This is a genomic window from Streptomyces sp. NPDC006458, from assembly GCF_040612135.1.
GTDB lineage: Bacteria > Actinomycetota > Actinomycetes > Streptomycetales > Streptomycetaceae > Streptomyces.
Genome location: NZ_JBEXPR010000011.1, coordinates 107025 through 122204 on the forward strand (window position 1 = coordinate 107025; position 15180 = coordinate 122204).

A 15180-nucleotide genomic window follows, 5' to 3' on the forward strand; every position below is an offset into this window, starting at 1 on the left:
AACCGCCCCTGGGGGCGCGGGGAGCCGCGCGAGAAGCACACACGACCCGCACCCGGTGCGACTGACACCCGCACCTCCGTCCCCGCGCACCCGACCCCGCGCACCCGGCGGCGGACACCGCGCCCCTGGTCAGTGACCGTTCTGAGCCAGCCTCAGCAAGTGGTCCGCCAGCGCCTGCCCGCCCGTCGGGTTCCGGCTGATCAGCAGCAGGGTGTCGTCGCCGGCGATCGTGCCGAGGATGTCCTGCAGTTCGGCCTGGTCGATGGCCGAGGCCAGGAACTGCGCCGCGCCCGGTGGCGTCCGCAGGACCACGAGGTTGGCGGAGGCCTCCGCGGAGATCAGCAGCTCCTGGGAGAGCCGCCGCATCCGCTCCTCCTTGGCCGACTCCCCCAGCGGGGCGCGCGGCGTGCGGAACCCGCCCTCGCTGGGCACGGCGTAGATCAGCTCACCGTCGGTGTTGCGGATCTTCACCGCGTTCAGTTCGTCCAGGTCCCGGGAGAGCGTGGCCTGGGTGACGGTCAGCCCGTCGTCCGCGAGCAGCTTGGCCAGCTGGCTCTGGGACCGCACGGGCTGCCGGTTGAGAATGTCCACGATCCGCCGGTGACGTGCGGTGCGGGTCTGGGGCACGGCCGGCCCGGAGGGCGATTCATGGTCCTGTGCCTGGCTCATCGTCGTCTCATTCTCCGGCTCGTCCGTCCCCGTTCGCGTCAAGGATGCCGGGCAGTGCCCGAAGCAGCGCCTCCACTTCCTCGTCGCCGATGGTCAGCGGCGGCATGAGCCGTACGACATCGGGAGCGGGCGCGTTCAGCAGGAAACCGGCGTCCTGAGCCGCCTGCTGCACCTGGGGCGCGAGTGGCTCGGTGAGCACGATACCCAGGAGCAGGCCCGCGCCCCGGACGTGGGAGACCAGCGGATGGCCGAGGGACTCGATCGCGGTGCGCAGGGTCTCGCTCTGTCGCTTGACGTTCGCCAGCAGCCCGTCGTTCGCGATGGTGTCGAGGACGGCGAGGCCGGCGGCGCAGGCGACCGGGTTGCCGCCGAAGGTGGTGCCGTGGTGGCCGGGCTGGAGCAGCTCCGCGGCGCGGCCGAAGGCGACGGTCGCGCCGAGCGGCAGGCCGCCGCCGAGCTGCTTGGCGAGGGTGACCACATCGGGCAGGACGCCGTCGTGGGCCTGGTACTCGAACCAGTGGCCGGTACGGCCGATGCCGGTCTGCACCTCGTCCAGGACGAGCAGCGCGCCGTTGGCGGCGGTGATGGCGCGGGCGGCCTTGAGGTAGCCGGGGGGCGGGACGACGACGCCGTTCTCGCCCTGGACCGGCTCGATGATCACCAGCGCGGTGTTCTCGGTGACGGCCGCGGCCAGGGCCTGGGCGTCGCCGTAGGGGACGTGGGTGACGTCGCCGGGCAGCGGCAGGAAGGGGTCCTGCTTGGCGGGCTGCCCGGTGAGGGCCAGGGCGCCCATCGTGCGGCCGTGGAAGCCGCCCTGGGTGGAGACCATGTGGGTGCGTCCGGTGAGCCGGCCGATCTTGAACGCGGCTTCGTTGGCCTCGGCGCCGGAGTTGCAGAAGAAGACCTTGCCCTCGCGGCCGAACAGCTGAAGGAGCCGTTCGGCGAGGGTGACGGTCGGCTCGGCCATGAAGAAGTTGGAGATGTGGCCGAGGGAGGCGATCTGGCGGCCGACGACGTCGACGACGGCCGGGTGGGCGTGGCCGAGCGCGTTGGTGGCGATGCCGCCGACGAAGTCGAGGTACTCCTTGCCGTCGACGTCCCAGACCTTCAGGCCCTCACCGCGCACGAGGGGCAGTCGCGGGGTGCCGTAGTTGTTCATGAGCGCGCCCTGCCACCGCGCGGTCAGTTCCTGGTTGCTCATGACTCCCCCTGATCGAGTCCGTCGGGCACGACCATCGTGCCGATGCCTTCGTCCGTGAAGATCTCCAGCAGGATCGAGTGCTGGACCCGGCCGTCGATGACCCGGGCGGTGCGGACGCCGTTGCGCACGGCGTGCAAACAGCCCTCCATCTTCGGGACCATGCCGGAGGACAGGTCGGGCAGCAGCTTCTCCAGCTGGGCGGCGGTCAGACGGCTGATCACCTCGTCGCTGTTCGGCCAGTCCTCGTAGAGGCCCTCGACGTCGGTGAGGACCATCAGGGTCTCGGCGCCCAGGGCCGCGGCGAGGGCGGCGGCCGCGGTGTCGGCGTTGACGTTGTAGACGTGTCCGTCGTCCTGGCTGCGGGCGATCGAGGACACGACCGGGATACGGCCGTCCGCGAGGAGGGCTTCGATCGCGCCGGTGTCGATGGCGGTGATCTCGCCGACCCGCCCGATGTCGATGCTCTCGCCGTTGATCCGGGGCTGGTGCTTGGTGGCGGTGATGGTGTGCGCGTCCTCGCCGGTCAGGCCGACGGCCAGTGGGCCGTGCTGGTTGAGCAGGCCGACCAGTTCGCGCTGCACCTGCCCGGCGAGCACCATGCGGACGACGTCCATGGCCTCCTCGCTGGTGACGCGCAGACCGGCCTTGAACTCGCTGACGATGCCGTGCCGGTCGAGGGCGGCGCTGATCTGGGGGCCGCCGCCGTGCACGACGACGGGCTTGAGGCCGGCGTGCCGCAGGAAGACGACGTCCTGGGCGAAGGCGGCCTTCAGCTCCTCGTTCACCATGGCGTTGCCGCCGAACTTGATGACGACGGTCCGTCCGTGGTGACGGGTCAGCCACGGCAGCGCTTCGATGAGGATCTCCGCCTTCGGCAGGGCGGTGTGCTTACGGGTGCTCATGACGAGTAGGCGCTGTTCTCGTGAACGTACTCGGCGGTCAGGTCGTTGGTCCAGATCGTGGCGGTCTCGGAGCCCGCGGCGAGGTCGGCGACGATGTGCACCTCGCGGTAGCGCATGTCGACCTTCTCGCGGTCCTCGCCGACGCCGCCGTTCTTGCAGACCCAGACGCCGTTGATGGCGACGTTGAGCCGGTCCGGCTCGAAGGCGGCCCGTGTGGTGCCGATCGCGGAGAGCACACGGCCCCAGTTGGGGTCCTCGCCGTGGATGGCGCACTTGAGGAGGTTGTTGCGGGCGATGGACCGGCCGACCTCGACGGCGTCGTCCTCGGTCGCGGCGTTGATCACCTCGACCTTGATGTCCTTGCTGGCGCCCTCGGCGTCCCGGATCAGCTGCTGGCCGAGGTCGTCGCAGACCTGGCGGACGGCTGCGGCGAACTCGTCCTCGGCCGGGGTGACGCCCGCGGCGCCGGAGGCGAGCAGCAGCACGGTGTCGTTGGTGGACATGCAGCCGTCGGAGTCGACGCGGTCGAAGGTGACCTTGGTGGCGGCGCGCAGGGCCCGGTCCAGGGTGGCGCCGTCGACGTCGGCGTCGGTGGTGACGACGACCAGCATGGTGGCGAGGCCGGGGGCGAGCATGCCCGCGCCCTTGGCCATGCCGCCCACGGTCCAGCCGTCCTTGGTGACGACGGACGTCTTGTGCACGGAGTCGGTGGTCTTGATGGCGATGGCGGCCTTCTCGCCGCCGTGCTCCGAGAGCTGGGCGGCGGCGGTCTCGACACCGGGCAGCAGCTTGTCCATCGGGAGCAGCACACCGATCAGGCCGGTGGAACAGACCGCCACCTCACCGGCGCCGACGCCGAGGACGTCGGCCACCTTCTCGGCGGTGGCGTGGGTGTCCTGGAAGCCCTTGGGGCCGGTGCAGGCGTTGGCCCCGCCGGAGTTGAGGACGACGGCGGCGAGCTCGCCGGTCGTGAGGACCTGCTGCGACCACAGGACGGGCGCGGCCTTGACGCGGTTGGAGGTGAAGACGCCCGCGGCGGCGCGGCGCGGCCCGGTGTTGACCACGAGGGCCAGGTCCGGGTTGCCGTTCTGCTTGATGCCTGCGGCGATGCCGGCGGCGGTGAAGCCTTGTGCGGCCGTGACGCTCACGGGGCGACTCCGATCGTGGAAAGCCCGGTGGTCTGGTCGAGACCGAGGGCGATGTTCATGCTCTGGACGGCACCGCCTGCGGTGCCCTTGGTCAGGTTGTCGATGGCGCTGATCGCGATGACGCGGCCCGCCGCCTCGTCGTGGGCGACCTGCACCTGCACGGCGTTGGAGCCGTAGACGGACGCCGTGGCGGGCCACTGCCCCTCGGGAAGCAGATGGACGAAGGGCTCGTCCGCGAAGGCCTTCTCGTAGGCGGTGCGGACGGCCTCCGCGGTGACCCCGTCCCTTGCCTTCGCGCTGCACGTGGCGAGGATGCCGCGGGGCATCGGGGCGAGGGTGGGGGTGAAGGAGACGCTCACGGTGTCCCCGGCGACCCCGCTGAGGTTCTGGATCATCTCGGGGGTGTGCCGGTGGCCGCCGCCGACGCCGTACGGGGTCATGGAGCCCATGACCTCGCTGCCCAGCAGATGCGCCTTGGGTGCCTTGCCGGCGCCGGAGGTACCGGAGGCGGCGACGATCACGGCCTCGTGCTCGGCGAGTCCGGCGGCGTACGCCGGGAACAGGGCGAGGGAGACGGCGGTGGGGTAGCAACCGGGTACCGCGATGCGCTTGGACCCCTCCAGCGCGGCGCGGGCACCCGGAAGTTCGGGAAGGCCGTAGGGCCAGGTGCCTGCGTGCGGGGAGCCGTAGAACCTCTCCCAGTCGGCGGCGTTGCTCAGCCGGAAGTCGGCGCCCATGTCCACGACCAGGACATCCGGCCCGAGCTGCTCGGCGACGGCGGCGGACTGGCCGTGCGGCAGCGCGAGGAACACGACGTCGTGCCCGGCGAGCACCTCGGGGGTGGTCTCCTGGAGCACGCGGCCGGCCAGTGGCAGCAGATGGGGCTGGAGCGCCCCCAGCCGCTGTCCGGCGTTGGAGTTGGCGGTCAGGGCACCGATCTCGACCTCGGGGTGCCCCAGGAGCAGGCGCAGCACCTCCCCGCCCGCGTACCCGCTCGCTCCGGCCACTGCCGCTCGCACCGTCATGGAACCCTCCTCCTGGATGGCATGACTATACGTATCGATGCACGTTTATGCAATCAGACCGGCGGGCCGGTCCGGCGTTCCGCAGCGGGCTCGACGGCTCCTCCCATGGTCGGCCATCGACCGCTGCGGGCCGCCGCCCCGAGGGTGACGGCCCGCTGGCCAACCTTCCCGGTCACTGCCGCCGGGTACGCGGGAAGGTGACAGAGTCCGGCGGGAAGTTGCACGTGAACCTCTCGGCGACGCCCTTGGAGGCCGAGGTCACCGAGGTCACCGAGGTCACCGAGGGTCGGACGGGTGACATGGATGCTCCGTGACGCTCCCCGCCCGCCATGAGCACCGTTCGGAACAGCGGACATCGGTCGGCGTCTCGAACGGCAGGATGAGGAGGAGGCATTGAGGCGTGAGCGGGTCGCGCGACGACGGACGGAACGGAGAGCGGGAGGCGATGGGCGATGGGGCGAGTTCACGGTCACCGGCGCGGACCACTGGCGCACGGTGTGGCGGGTCGGCGGACCGGCCAAGGACCTGCTGCTGGTGACCGACTACGAGGCGCGGGCGTAGGAACCGTCGAAGCGGAGGTTCCAGCGGCCCGAGTGGCCCGCCAGGGTCGTGATCGACAGGGGCCGCACGTCGAGGTTCCAGTAGGTCGCGGGGGGCGCCTTCAGGGCGTAGACCAGCGCGGCCCGGATGACGGAGGGCTCGGCGACGGCGACGATCCGGCAGCCGTCCTCCGGCGGCCGGGTGTCCAGCCAGCCGCCGACCCGGGAGATGAACCCGATCAGCGACTCACCGCCGTGCGGCATCGAGCGCGGGTCGGCGAGCCAGGCGTCGACCGCGCCCGGCTCACGCGCCATCGCCTCGCCGAGGGTGAGCCCGCGCCAGCGGCCCATGTCGCAGTCGCGCAGGGCGAGCTGCACCAGCGGCGCGTAGCCGAGGGCGTCGCCGGTCGCGCGGCTGCGCGGGGTGGGCGAGCAGTAGCGCAGGTCGGCGCCCGCGAGCGGGAACAGCCCGCCGGCCTCGTACTGGATCTCGTCCCAGCCCGCCTGGTCCAGCGGCCGTTCGTCCTGGAAGCGCTCCGCGAGCAGCGAGGAGCTGCGCGCGGCCGCGACGAAGGTGACCCGAAGTGCCATGCCGGGATGGTCTTCCGAGAAACGGGGCAGGTCAAGACCTGTTACCTGTGGGTCACCCAGGGTGTTCCGGATTTCACTGGCCGAGAACGAGCGCCATCCACAGGTCCGGCTGCTCCAGCGGGGCGAACCCCGCCTTCGCGTACACGCCGTGGGCGTCGTGCGTGGCCAGCAGGATGCGCCGCAGCCCGAGAGGTCGCAGGTGGTCGCGTACCGCCGCCGCCAGGGCGGTGCCGATGCCCTTGCCGCGCACCGAGGGGTCCACATACACATCGCACAGCCAGGCGAAGGTGGCCCCGTCGGTCACCACGCGCGCGTACGCCACCTGCTCGCCCGAGGCGCTGTCGTAGACCCCGAGATTGAGTGACGCGGCGATGGCCCGGTCCTGCTTCTCCCGCGGCCGGCCGATCGCCCAGTACGCGTCGGTGGACAGCCAGTGGTGCACGCGTGCCGCGTCGACGCGGTCGGGGTCGGTGGAGATCTCGTAGCCGTCGGGCAGGGCGGTGGTGTCTGTCATGCGGGGAGGCTCGCAGGTCGTCACCGGCCGGAGCGAGGGGTTTTCGACCGGAGCACCTCGTCGCAGGCCGCCCGCAGCCGGCGTACGCCCTCCGTGATCTCGCCGGTCCCGGCGACCGCGGCGAAGCTCAGGCGCAGATGGCCCGCGGGCGGTTCGGCGCAGAAGTAGGGGCGGCCGGGGGTGAGGGCGACGCCCGCGCGCGCCCCGGCGGCTGGGAGAGCGGACTCGTCGAGGCCTTCGGGCAGCCGCGCCCAGAGCTGGTAGCCGCCGGAGGGCACATGCGGCAGGTCGAGCTCGGGCAGCGTCAGCCGCAGCGCCGAGACCATGGCGTCGCGCCGGACCCGCAGCTGCGCCCCGAGGGCTCGCAGATGGCGGGGCCAGGCCGGGGAGCCGACCAGTTCCAGGGCCGCCTCCTGCAGGGGCCGGGGCACGAAGAAGGTGTCGACGACCTGGATGGCGCGCAGCCGTTCCAGCACCGGCCCGCGGGCGGCCAGGGCGCTCACCCGGAAGCTCGGCGAGGTCGCCTTGGTGAGCGAGCCGACGTGGACGACCACGCCGTCGGGGTCGTCGGCGGCCAGCGGGCGCGGCAGTTCCCCGGCGTCCTCGTGCGCCAGCCGCCGGACGAAGTCGTCCTCGACGACGAACGCGCCGGCCTCGCGCGCGATGCGCAGCACCTCGCCGCGGCGCTCGGGGGCGAGTACCGCGCCCGTGGGGTTCTGGAACAGCGGCTGGCAGACGAACACCCGGGCCCCGGTCGCCCGGAAGGCGTCGGCCAGCAGGTCGGGGCGTACGCCCTCGGCGTCCATCGGCACCGGCACCGGGCGCAGTCCGGCCGCGCGGGCGATGGCGAGCATGCCCGGGTAGGTGGGCGACTCGACGAGGACGGGGGCGCCGGGCGGGGCAAGGGCGCGCAGGGCGGTGGTGAGCGCGGACTGTCCGCCGGCGGCGATCAGGACGTCGGCGGCACCGACGGTGTCCCCGATGCCGCGTGCGAACCACTCGCGCAGTTCGGGCAGTCCGTCCAGCGGTGGCCGCCCCCAGGCGCCGGGGCGGCGCCCGGCTCGCGACAGGGCCGCCGCCATCGCCCTCTCGGGCTGCAGGGAGGGGTGCAGATAGCCGCCGTTGAACTCGGTCACGCCGGGCGGCGGAGCCGCGAGCGACACCGTCACCCCGGAGGCGTCCACCGTGCGCGGTACGACATCGGCGGCGCCGTCGGCGCTGAGGGCGACTTCCTGCCAGGAGGTGTCCCCGGCCGCAGCGGGCGTCTCGCGCGGCCTGGCCCGGAAGGCACCGGCTCCTGGCCGGGTCACCACGAGGCCCTCGGCGGCGAGCTGGGCGAGGGCCCGCGACACGGTCACCGGGCTGACCCGGAACCGTTCGACGAGGGCCCGGCTCGACGGCAGCTTCTCATCCGGAGAGTAGCGGTTGAGCTCACTCCGCAGACTGTTGGCCAGGTCACCGACACTGCTACGCTCTTGCATGAGAGCACAGAGTAGCGCTATCGCCCCGAGCCGGATAGCAGTCGACGCCCCGCAGCAGCCCGCCCTCGGCATCGTCCAGGCGGCTCTCGGCGTCATCGCCTTCTCGCTCACCTTCCCCGCGACCGCGTGGGGCCTGGAGGGATTCGGCCCCTGGTCGCTGGTGGCGGTGCGCAGCGTGCTGGCCGCGCTGATCGCGGGCGGCTGCCTGCTCGCGCTGAGGGTGCCGCCGCCCGCGCGGGCGCACTGGCCGGGGCTCGCCGTGGTCGGCGCCGGGGTCGTCGTCGGCTTCCCCCTGCTGACCACCCTCGCGTTGCGGACCTCCACCACCGCGCACGCGGCCGTCGTGGTCGGCCTGCTGCCGCTGACCACCGCTCTCTTCTCCGCGCTGCGCATGGGCAACCGTCCCTCGCGCACCTTCTGGACGGCGGCCCTGGCCGGCGCGGCCGCGGTCGCGGCGTTCACGGTGCAGCAGGGCGGCGGTGCCCTCAGCAGCGCCGACCTCTATCTCTTCGCCGCGCTGCTGGTGTGCGCGGCCGGCTACACCGAGGGCGGCCGGCTGGCCCGGGTGATGCCCGGCTGGCAGGTGGTGGGCTGGGCGCTGGTGCTGTGTCTGCCGCTCGGTGCGGCCGGGGCGGCGGTGGCGCTGTCCCACGAGCCGGTCGAGCTCACCGCGCACAGTGTCGGCGGGCTGCTCTGGGTCGCGGCGGGCTCGCAGTTCCTCGGTCTGGTCGTCTGGTACCGGGGCATGGCCGCCATCGGCATTCCCAAGGCCAGCCAGTTGCAGTTGGCGCAGCCCCTGCTCACACTGGTGTGGTCGGTGCTGCTGCTGGGCGAGCACCTGACAGTGGCCGCCCCGCTGACGGCCGCGGCGGTGCTGGTGTGCATCGCCGTCACCCAGCGGGCCCGCGGCTGAGCGGACCGCACGGACCGCTCTCCCGCGCGCCCGTCCGCCGTGGACTCAAGGCCACGGACCGCTGCTCCGCACCCGTGAGGAGACCCAGATGCGTGCAACCGTGGGCGACCAGCTTGTCCAGCACGGAAGGGTGGTCGGCCAACACGACAAGATCGGCGAGATCGTCGAAGTGATGGGCCAGAAGGGCAATCCCCCGTACCGCGTCCGCTTCGAGGACGGCCACGAGGGCATCTGCTCGCCCGGACCGGACACCGAGATCCGGCACATGAAGCCGATGGCAGGACAGTGAGCCGGCGCGGTCAGCGCGGGGGCACCGCCGGCCCGGTGTAATGGTCGGCGATCACCCGCTTCATCGCCCCGACACGGTCGGCGGCCACGTCCGCCGCCGCGAAGAAGACGTGCCCGCGCACCTCGGCGTGGCTCCGGGCCAGCGTGAGGTGCCGGGAGAGTTCCGCCGGTTTCTGCCAGGCCGCCGGCTGCGCCGGGTCGCCCGCCCTGTACAGGGCCTCACCGATGTAGAGCTGGGTGCCGCTGCCCTTGGCGACCTGGGCCCACCAGGGGACCAGCTCGGCGTAGTCGGCGGGGGCGTGGCCGATGTGCCAGTACAGCTGCGGGCAGACGTAGTCGATCCAGTTCTCGCGCACCCATTTGCGGGTGTCGGCGTACAGGTCGTCGTACGCCTGGAGAGCCTGGGTGTCCGAACCGCGCGAGTCGCTCGCCTTGTTGCGCCACACGCCGAACGGGCTGATGCCGAAGCGGGTGCCGGACCGGACCTGCCTGATCCCGGCCGCGGTGTCCCGCACGAGGCGGTCGATGTTGTCCCGCCGCCAGGCGGCTCTGCTGGTGAACGCGCCGCCGTAGGTGTCGTAGGCGCGGCCGTCGTCGAAGGTCTGGCCGGGGACGGGATAGGGGTAGAAGTAGTCGTCGAAGTGCACGGCGTCGACCGGGTACCGGCGGACGGCGTCCAGCATCGCGTCCCGCACGAAGGAGCGGACCTCCGGCAGGCCCGGGTTGTAGTAGAGCCTGCCCGCGTGAGCCACCACCCAGCCGGGGTTGCGGCGGGCCGGATGGGCGGCGACCAGCCTCCCGGGGTCGGCGTGGAGCGCGATCCGCAGCGGGTTGAACCAGGCGTGCAGCTCCAGCCCGCGAGCGTGCGCCTCGGTCACGGCGGTGCCCAGCGGGTCCCAGCCGGGGTTGCGGCCCTGCACCCCGGTCAGGCACTCGGCCCACGGCTCGTACGGCGAGGGCCACAGCGCGTCGGCGGTCGGCCGGACCTGGAAGATCACCGTGTTCAGACCGCACGCGGCGGCCCGGTCGAGATGGGCGATCAGTTCGCGCCGCTGCGTGGCGGCGGACAGTCCGGGGAGCGAGGGCCAGTCACGGTTGGAGACGGTCGCGAGCCACATCCCCCGCATCTCCACGAGGGCCCGCGGACGCCGGAGCGGGGCCGCGCCGACGCCCCCGGCCTCGGCCTCGCCCGCCGTCACCAGGCTGGACAGTGCCGCCACCGCGAACGCGCGCCGTGACATCCGTCCCATGCGGGCACCCCTTGCTTTCCGTATCGGCTCCAGCACGCTTCGAGTACTCGCCCAGCATGCCCCGACCCCGGCGATCGATCATCGATTCCTGGGGGTAACGTGCACGAACGGAGCACGGCGGAGACACCGCCGACTGCCCACAGCCGTACACAAGCAGCGAAAGGGACGATGTGACAGACATCGAGCGCGTCGGAGTGGTGGGCTGCGGTCAGATGGGCGCGGGCATCGCCGAGGTGTGCGCCCGCGCCGGACTGGACGTCAAGGTCGCCGAAACCACCGGCGAGGCCCTGGAGATCGGCCGCACCCGGCTGTTCAACTCCCTGGCCAAGGCCGCCGAGCGCGGCAAGCTCTCGGAGGAGGAGCGGGACGCCACGCTGGCGCGCCTGAGCTTCACCACCGATCTCGGCGAGTTCGCCGACCGCGATCTGGTGATCGAGGCGGTCGTGGAGAACGAGCAGGTCAAGACCGAGATCTTCCAGGTCCTGGACCAGGTCATGACCCGTCCGGACGCGATCCTGGCCTCCAACACCTCCTCCATCCCGCTGGTGAAGCTGGCCGTGGCGACCTCGCGCCCCGACCATGTGATCGGCATCCACTTCTTCAACCCGGCCCCGGTGCAGAAGCTCGTCGAGCTGATCCCGGCGCTGACCACCTCCGAGGGCACGATCAGCCGCGCCCAGGTCTTCGCGGAGAAGCTGCTCGGCAAGCACGCCATCCGCGCCCAGGACCGCTCGGGCTTCGTGGTGAACGCGCTGCTGGTGCCCTATCTGCTCTCGGCGATCCGGATGTTCGAGTCCGGCATCGCCAGCCGCGAGGACATCGACAACGGCATGGAGTTGGGCTGCGCCCACCCGATGGGCCCGCTGAAGCTCTCCGACCTGATCGGTCTGGACACCATCGTCTCGATCGCCGACTCGATGTACGCGGAGTACAAGGAGCCGCTGTACGCCGCTCCCCCGCTGCTCCAGCGCATGGTGGACGCGGGCCGGCTGGGCCGGAAGTCCGGATCGGGCTTCTACACCTACGGCTGATCACGCTCGGTCTTCGTCGCGGGCCCGGCACTCTTCGGAGTGCCGGGCCCGCGGCGTTCGCACACCGTGTGCGCGCCGGGCACGCATATGCCCCTCGCACACTCTCCCCACGCGCTCACCAGGCGAGTCGACTCCTGATGCGCATGCAAGGGATGTGAACCGACTACGGGAAGGAGTCGTGACCGTCTGGCAGGTGCTGGGACGTCAGGACCCGTCCGACGGACAGGCCCTAGACACCGACGTCCTGGCCCAGTCTGAGGCGGTGCAACAACAGCAGTGCGGCCGCCATGTTGGCGGCCGGGACCTCGCCGCGGGCGACCATGTCGGGAACGAGCTTGAGGGGGATCCATTCCCGGCGGTCGGACTCGAAGTCGTCCACGGGGTGCCCGACGTACTCGCCCTCGTCGGACCAGTAGATGTGGTGCCGGGCGTCGGTGAGGCCGTTGGACGGCTCCACGCTCATCAGGTGGCGCAGGGGTCCCGGCCGCCAGCCGGTCTCCTCCTCCATCTCCCTGGCGGCCGCCCGCGCTATGTCCTCGCCGTCCTCGACGACGCCCGCCGCGAGTTCCCAGCCCCAGCTGTCGGTGATGAAACGGTGGCGCCACAGAAGCAGGACCTCGTTGGCGTCGTTCACCACCGTCCCACGGCGACGGGCCGCATCCGGATCAGGAAGTGGTCGAGATGCCGGCCGTCGGGCAGCTCGACATCCGCCAGATTGACGCTGAACCAGCGGTTTGAGTACACAGTTTGTTCGTTCTGTTTCGTCCACTGCACGGTTCTGCCACCTTCCGTCGAGTAAGTGGCAATATCGCAGCAGGAGCGGTCCGGCAGCAGGCGCAGGGACGAGCCATCGCAGCGCGATGGGCGCACGGATTCACACGGGCGCCGGGGCCCTCAGGCCGTCACAGCGGTACGCGCAGGGCCCCGTCGATGAGTTCCGCCGCCTCGGTGGTACCCGCGCAGCCGCTGCTCACCAGGTGCTCGCGCACCGCCCGGAGTCTGTCCCGCAGTCGCTGCGACTCCATGCCCCGGGCCTGCTCGGCCATCTGCACCGCGGTCACCACCGCTTTGTCCGCGTTCCCCTGGCGCAGCTCGATCGTGCTGAGCATGGCCAGGCGGTGCACGCGCCCCCGGTCGTGGGCGGGGTTGTCCACCGCGGCCGCGGCGTGCTCCGCGGCGGCCCGGATCTCCCCGAGGCTGAGCAGCGCCTCCGCCACCTGGACGTTGACCAGGCCCGGCTGGACATAGCCGGTCTCATCGGGTTCGTGCCCCCGCCGGATGCGTCCGGCGGCCGTCTCGGCCCGCCGGATGCAGGACAGCGCGCTCGTGCCGTCGCCCAGGTGCGCGTACGCCTTCGCCTGCATCGCGTACAGGTCGGAGGCGAGCGCGGGCGTGATGTGCTTGCCCGCGGCCCGCAGCGCGGCCTCCGCGAAGGCGACCGCCTGGCGGTGCTCGCGCATGAACAGCGCCTGGTTGACCAGCAGCGCGATCACATACGCGCCAAGTCCCCGGTCCCCGCTGGCCTTCGCCAGCCGCAGCGCCTGGTGGAAGTAGCGCTGGGCGAGCCCGTGCGCGTCGGAGTCGTAGGCGCAGATCCCGGCGATGGCCACCAGTCCGCCGGTGGCCCGGTGCAGTTGACGGCCCGTCGCGTCGGTGTAGCCGCCGCGCAGCAGCGGGGCGGCCTCGGCGTTGAGGAAGCCGACGATACGGCTGCGGGTCGCTATGCCGCCGGCCTTGCGGTACAGCTGCTCGTAGTGCGTACGGGCCGCCCGCAGCATGTCCAGGTCGGCCGGGGTGACCCGGTGCCGGCCGCCGCGCGAGACATCCACGTCCTCCGGCGGGTTCTCCCACTCCCACACCGGCATCACCGCGGGCGTGCCGGTGACCGCGGGCGCGCCCAGGATGTGCGGGCGCTGCTGCTCGTCGGAGCGCCACAGGGCGGTGGCCCGCTCGACGAACCCGCACAGCGTGCCGGAGTGGGCGACGGTCGGCTCGCCGGGGACGCCCAGGCCGATGTCGTCGAGGGTGACCGGCCGGTGCAGCCGGGCCGCGAGCACCTCGCAGATCAGGTCGGGGACCTGGCCGCGCGGGCGCTGGCCCTTCAGCCAGCGGGCCACGGCCGTGTGTTCGTAACGCAGCGTCAGGCCACGGGCTCTCCCGGCCTGGTTGACGTGCGCGGCCAGCCCCGCGTGCGAGACCCCGGCCTCGTCCAGGATCGCGTCGAGCAGAGTGTTGGGCTGCATGGGTGCCCCCCGAAGACTCGGTGCCGGACAGCGTAGTGGTTCGGACTTCACACGGGGTGTGAACGGAGTGCGCGAATCCGCACCGTGTGCGCGCTGTTGCGCAGAGTTTCCGGCCGGTTGACTGAGGTGCCTCGCAAGAGGCCGGCCGGGCCGTCGGCTCCCCCTCGTACAGTACGGCGGCCCGCTCTCCCGCCGTCCGCCCAGCTGCCTGCCCGACACTCCGTGGCGGGGCGGACGGCGACGCCGGCCAGTGCGATGAAACGCCATGGGGTCAAAGGGGGTTGGTCGGCTGCGGGTGCATCGTGGTCTCTCGCGGCCGCCCGGCTGAGGCGCTGATGTCGGCGTCCCGCGCTCCCAGGGGCATGCGCTGAGGCCCTGTTCTCTCGTTGCGCAGCACCAGCAGGGCGACGTCGTCCGCCGGTCTGCCGCCTGTGTGGTGCAGCAATGAGCGCAGGACCGTACGGAGGATCAGGCGGGGAGAGCCGTCCGCCGTCAGGACCAGTGCCTGGCGGAGGTCGAAGTAGCGGCCCCGGCGGTCCCGGGCGTCCTCCGCTCCGTCCGTGTAGAGCACCAGGGACTGGCCCGACTGAAGGTGACCGCAGGGCAAGAGGGGGAGGTCGGAGGGCAGTGGGAAGAGGCCGAGAGGAGGCAGCGGGTCCGCCCTCGCCAGGAGTTCCACGGCACCGCCCGCGATGCGATAGGGCCAGGGGTGACCGCAGTTGAGGGCGGTGATCTCGCCGTCCCGGTGGATCTCCAGGAGCAGCAGGGTGACGAACTCCTCCGCCACAGAGGTCTCGTGGGCCCGTTCGCGCAGATGCCGGGCCAGGGCGCGGTCCATCCGGCGCAGCACCCGCCCCAGATCGGGTTCGTCGTGCGCGGCCTCCCGGAAACTGCCGAGCAGCGCGGCGACGGTCCCGAGCGCGCCGATTCCGTGCCCGCGTACGTCGCCCATCACCACCCGGACGCCGTGCTCGGTGGCGACGGCCTCGTACAGGTCGCCCCCGACGCACGCGCCGCGGTCGGCGGAGAGCTGGGCGGCGGCGGTGTTCAGCCCGTCGATCCACGGGGGCAGCGGCCGCAGCAGCACGCTCTGGGCGGCCCGGGCGACGCGGCGCGCCTGCCGCAACTCCCGCAGCAGAAGCCGCCGGACGTGGAGTATCAACCCGGTTCCGACGGCGAAGAACACGGCGCTGGTGACGATCCGCTCACCGAGCCCGGACGGCTGCTCGGCCGGCCAGGCCAGCTTGTACGTGATCGCCATGGCACCCCACACCGTGGGCGGCCCCAGCAGTCGGGCCCCGCGCAGCGGCCGCCTGATGCGGATCATGTCCTTGGCCCCCCCATCCAGGCCCTGACAGCACAGATCGACCGGCCTCGAAAGGCCG

At 72.2% G+C, this 15180-nt stretch carries 15 protein-coding genes and 2 pseudogenes; 4 read left to right on the forward strand and 13 right to left on the reverse strand.

All coding sequences use genetic code 11. The features are described 5' to 3' along the window. Positions 1–129: 129 nt before the first annotated feature. From ABZZ79_RS17090 to ABZZ79_RS17115, 6 genes are all read right to left on the reverse strand, one after another. Complete coding sequence (locus ABZZ79_RS17090) at positions 130–669, reverse strand: arginine repressor (RefSeq protein WP_356689727.1); 540 nt, start codon at positions 667–669, stop codon at positions 130–132. Between the two features lie 7 nt (positions 670–676). Continuing rightward, positions 677–1870 (reverse strand): acetylornithine transaminase, encoded by a 1194-nt coding sequence (locus ABZZ79_RS17095; RefSeq protein WP_356689728.1) that lies wholly within the window; start codon positions 1868–1870, stop codon positions 677–679. After that, positions 1867–2772 (reverse strand): acetylglutamate kinase, encoded by a 906-nt coding sequence (gene argB / locus ABZZ79_RS17100; RefSeq protein ID WP_356689729.1) that lies wholly within the window; start codon positions 2770–2772, stop codon positions 1867–1869. Before argB ends, ABZZ79_RS17095 begins: the two co-directional genes overlap by 4 nt. Continuing rightward, positions 2769–3920: a bifunctional glutamate N-acetyltransferase/amino-acid acetyltransferase ArgJ gene (gene argJ, locus ABZZ79_RS17105; protein WP_356689730.1), complete on the reverse strand. Its 1152-nt coding sequence runs from the start codon at positions 3918–3920 to the stop codon at positions 2769–2771. Before argJ ends, argB begins: the two co-directional genes overlap by 4 nt. Further along, positions 3917–4945 carry an N-acetyl-gamma-glutamyl-phosphate reductase gene (gene argC, locus ABZZ79_RS17110; RefSeq protein WP_356689731.1) on the reverse strand — a complete coding sequence of 343 codons (1029 nt, stop codon included), beginning with the start codon at positions 4943–4945 and terminating at the stop codon, positions 3917–3919. Before argC ends, argJ begins: the two co-directional genes overlap by 4 nt. 172 nt (positions 4946–5117) lie before the next feature. Then, positions 5118–5246: a hypothetical protein gene (locus ABZZ79_RS17115; RefSeq protein WP_356689732.1), complete on the reverse strand. Its 129-nt coding sequence runs from the start codon at positions 5244–5246 to the stop codon at positions 5118–5120. Between the two features lie 155 nt (positions 5247–5401). Between ABZZ79_RS17115 and ABZZ79_RS17120 the strand changes: the two are divergent. Further along, positions 5402–5506, forward strand: a pseudogene (locus ABZZ79_RS17120) (DUF6314 family protein); the annotation flags it as partial. Here the strand turns inward: ABZZ79_RS17120 and ABZZ79_RS17125 are convergent. The 3 genes from ABZZ79_RS17125 to ABZZ79_RS17135 all read right to left on the reverse strand — a co-directional run bounded on the left by ABZZ79_RS17125 (position 5488) and on the right by ABZZ79_RS17135 (position 8070). Next, positions 5488–6075 (reverse strand): histidine phosphatase family protein, encoded by a 588-nt coding sequence (locus ABZZ79_RS17125; protein WP_356689733.1) that lies wholly within the window; start codon positions 6073–6075, stop codon positions 5488–5490. The pseudogene ABZZ79_RS17120 and the gene ABZZ79_RS17125 overlap by 19 nt on opposite strands. Positions 6076–6148: 73 nt before the next feature. After that, entirely contained in the window at positions 6149–6589 is a 441-nt protein-coding gene (locus ABZZ79_RS17130; RefSeq protein ID WP_356689734.1) for a GNAT family N-acetyltransferase, read from the reverse strand. A gap of 20 nt (positions 6590–6609) precedes the next feature. Next, entirely contained in the window at positions 6610–8070 is a 1461-nt protein-coding gene (locus ABZZ79_RS17135) for a PLP-dependent aminotransferase family protein (RefSeq protein ID WP_356689735.1), read from the reverse strand. Between ABZZ79_RS17135 and ABZZ79_RS17140 the strand changes: the two genes are divergently transcribed. Further along, a complete protein-coding gene (locus ABZZ79_RS17140; RefSeq protein WP_356689736.1) occupies positions 8069–8983 on the forward strand; it encodes a DMT family transporter in 915 nt (304 codons plus the stop codon). The genes ABZZ79_RS17135 and ABZZ79_RS17140 overlap by 2 nt on opposite strands. A gap of 88 nt (positions 8984–9071) precedes the next feature. Then, positions 9072–9272 carry a DUF1918 domain-containing protein gene (locus tag ABZZ79_RS17145; RefSeq protein ID WP_356689737.1) on the forward strand — a complete coding sequence of 67 codons (201 nt, stop codon included), beginning with the start codon at positions 9072–9074 and terminating at the stop codon, positions 9270–9272. Between the two features lie 10 nt (positions 9273–9282). Here ABZZ79_RS17145 and ABZZ79_RS17150 read toward each other — a convergent pair whose 3' ends face one another. Next, a complete protein-coding gene (locus ABZZ79_RS17150; protein ID WP_356689845.1) occupies positions 9283–10512 on the reverse strand; it encodes a family 10 glycosylhydrolase in 1230 nt (409 codons plus the stop codon). Positions 10513–10691: 179 nt separating this feature from the next. On the opposite strand from ABZZ79_RS17150, the gene ABZZ79_RS17155 reads away from it, so the two are divergent. Continuing rightward, the gene (locus ABZZ79_RS17155) at positions 10692–11552 is read left to right on the forward strand and encodes a 3-hydroxybutyryl-CoA dehydrogenase (RefSeq protein ID WP_356689738.1); all 861 of its coding nucleotides are present in this window, start codon (positions 10692–10694) and stop codon (positions 11550–11552) included. Positions 11553–11781: 229 nt separating this feature from the next. Here the strand turns inward: ABZZ79_RS17155 and ABZZ79_RS17160 are convergent. From ABZZ79_RS17160 to ABZZ79_RS17170, 3 genes and pseudogenes are all read right to left on the reverse strand, one after another. Continuing rightward, a pseudogene (locus ABZZ79_RS17160) lies at positions 11782–12326 on the reverse strand (NUDIX hydrolase). Between the two features lie 128 nt (positions 12327–12454). Further along, positions 12455–13795 (reverse strand): transcriptional regulator, encoded by a 1341-nt coding sequence (locus ABZZ79_RS17165; protein ID WP_356689739.1) that lies wholly within the window; start codon positions 13793–13795, stop codon positions 12455–12457. A 271-nt stretch (positions 13796–14066) separates the two neighbouring features. Further along, positions 14067–15122: a PP2C family protein-serine/threonine phosphatase gene (locus tag ABZZ79_RS17170; RefSeq protein ID WP_356689740.1), complete on the reverse strand. Its 1056-nt coding sequence runs from the start codon at positions 15120–15122 to the stop codon at positions 14067–14069. Between the last annotated feature and the right edge of the window lie 58 nt (positions 15123–15180).

Coding starts and splice junctions, on each gene's coding strand:
- ABZZ79_RS17145 (WP_356689737.1), top strand. CDS start 9,072: ATGCGTGCAACCGTGGGCGACCAGCTTGTCCAGCACGGAAGGGTGGTC.
- ABZZ79_RS17150 (WP_356689845.1), bottom strand. CDS start 10,512: ATGTCACGGCGCGCGTTCGCGGTGGCGGCACTGTCCAGCCTGGTGACG.
- ABZZ79_RS17130 (WP_356689734.1), bottom strand. CDS start 6,589: ATGACAGACACCACCGCCCTGCCCGACGGCTACGAGATCTCCACCGAC.
- ABZZ79_RS17115 (WP_356689732.1), bottom strand. CDS start 5,246: ATGTCACCCGTCCGACCCTCGGTGACCTCGGTGACCTCGGTGACCTCG.
- ABZZ79_RS17095 (WP_356689728.1), bottom strand. CDS start 1,870: ATGAGCAACCAGGAACTGACCGCGCGGTGGCAGGGCGCGCTCATGAAC.
- argC (WP_356689731.1), bottom strand. CDS start 4,945: ATGACGGTGCGAGCGGCAGTGGCCGGAGCGAGCGGGTACGCGGGCGGG.
- ABZZ79_RS17140 (WP_356689736.1), top strand. CDS start 8,069: ATGAGAGCACAGAGTAGCGCTATCGCCCCGAGCCGGATAGCAGTCGAC.
- ABZZ79_RS17090 (WP_356689727.1), bottom strand. CDS start 669: ATGAGCCAGGCACAGGACCATGAATCGCCCTCCGGGCCGGCCGTGCCC.
- argB (WP_356689729.1), bottom strand. CDS start 2,772: ATGAGCACCCGTAAGCACACCGCCCTGCCGAAGGCGGAGATCCTCATC.
- ABZZ79_RS17165 (WP_356689739.1), bottom strand. CDS start 13,795: ATGCAGCCCAACACTCTGCTCGACGCGATCCTGGACGAGGCCGGGGTC.
- ABZZ79_RS17125 (WP_356689733.1), bottom strand. CDS start 6,075: ATGGCACTTCGGGTCACCTTCGTCGCGGCCGCGCGCAGCTCCTCGCTG.
- ABZZ79_RS17135 (WP_356689735.1), bottom strand. CDS start 8,070: ATGCAAGAGCGTAGCAGTGTCGGTGACCTGGCCAACAGTCTGCGGAGT.
- ABZZ79_RS17170 (WP_356689740.1), bottom strand. CDS start 15,122: ATGATCCGCATCAGGCGGCCGCTGCGCGGGGCCCGACTGCTGGGGCCG.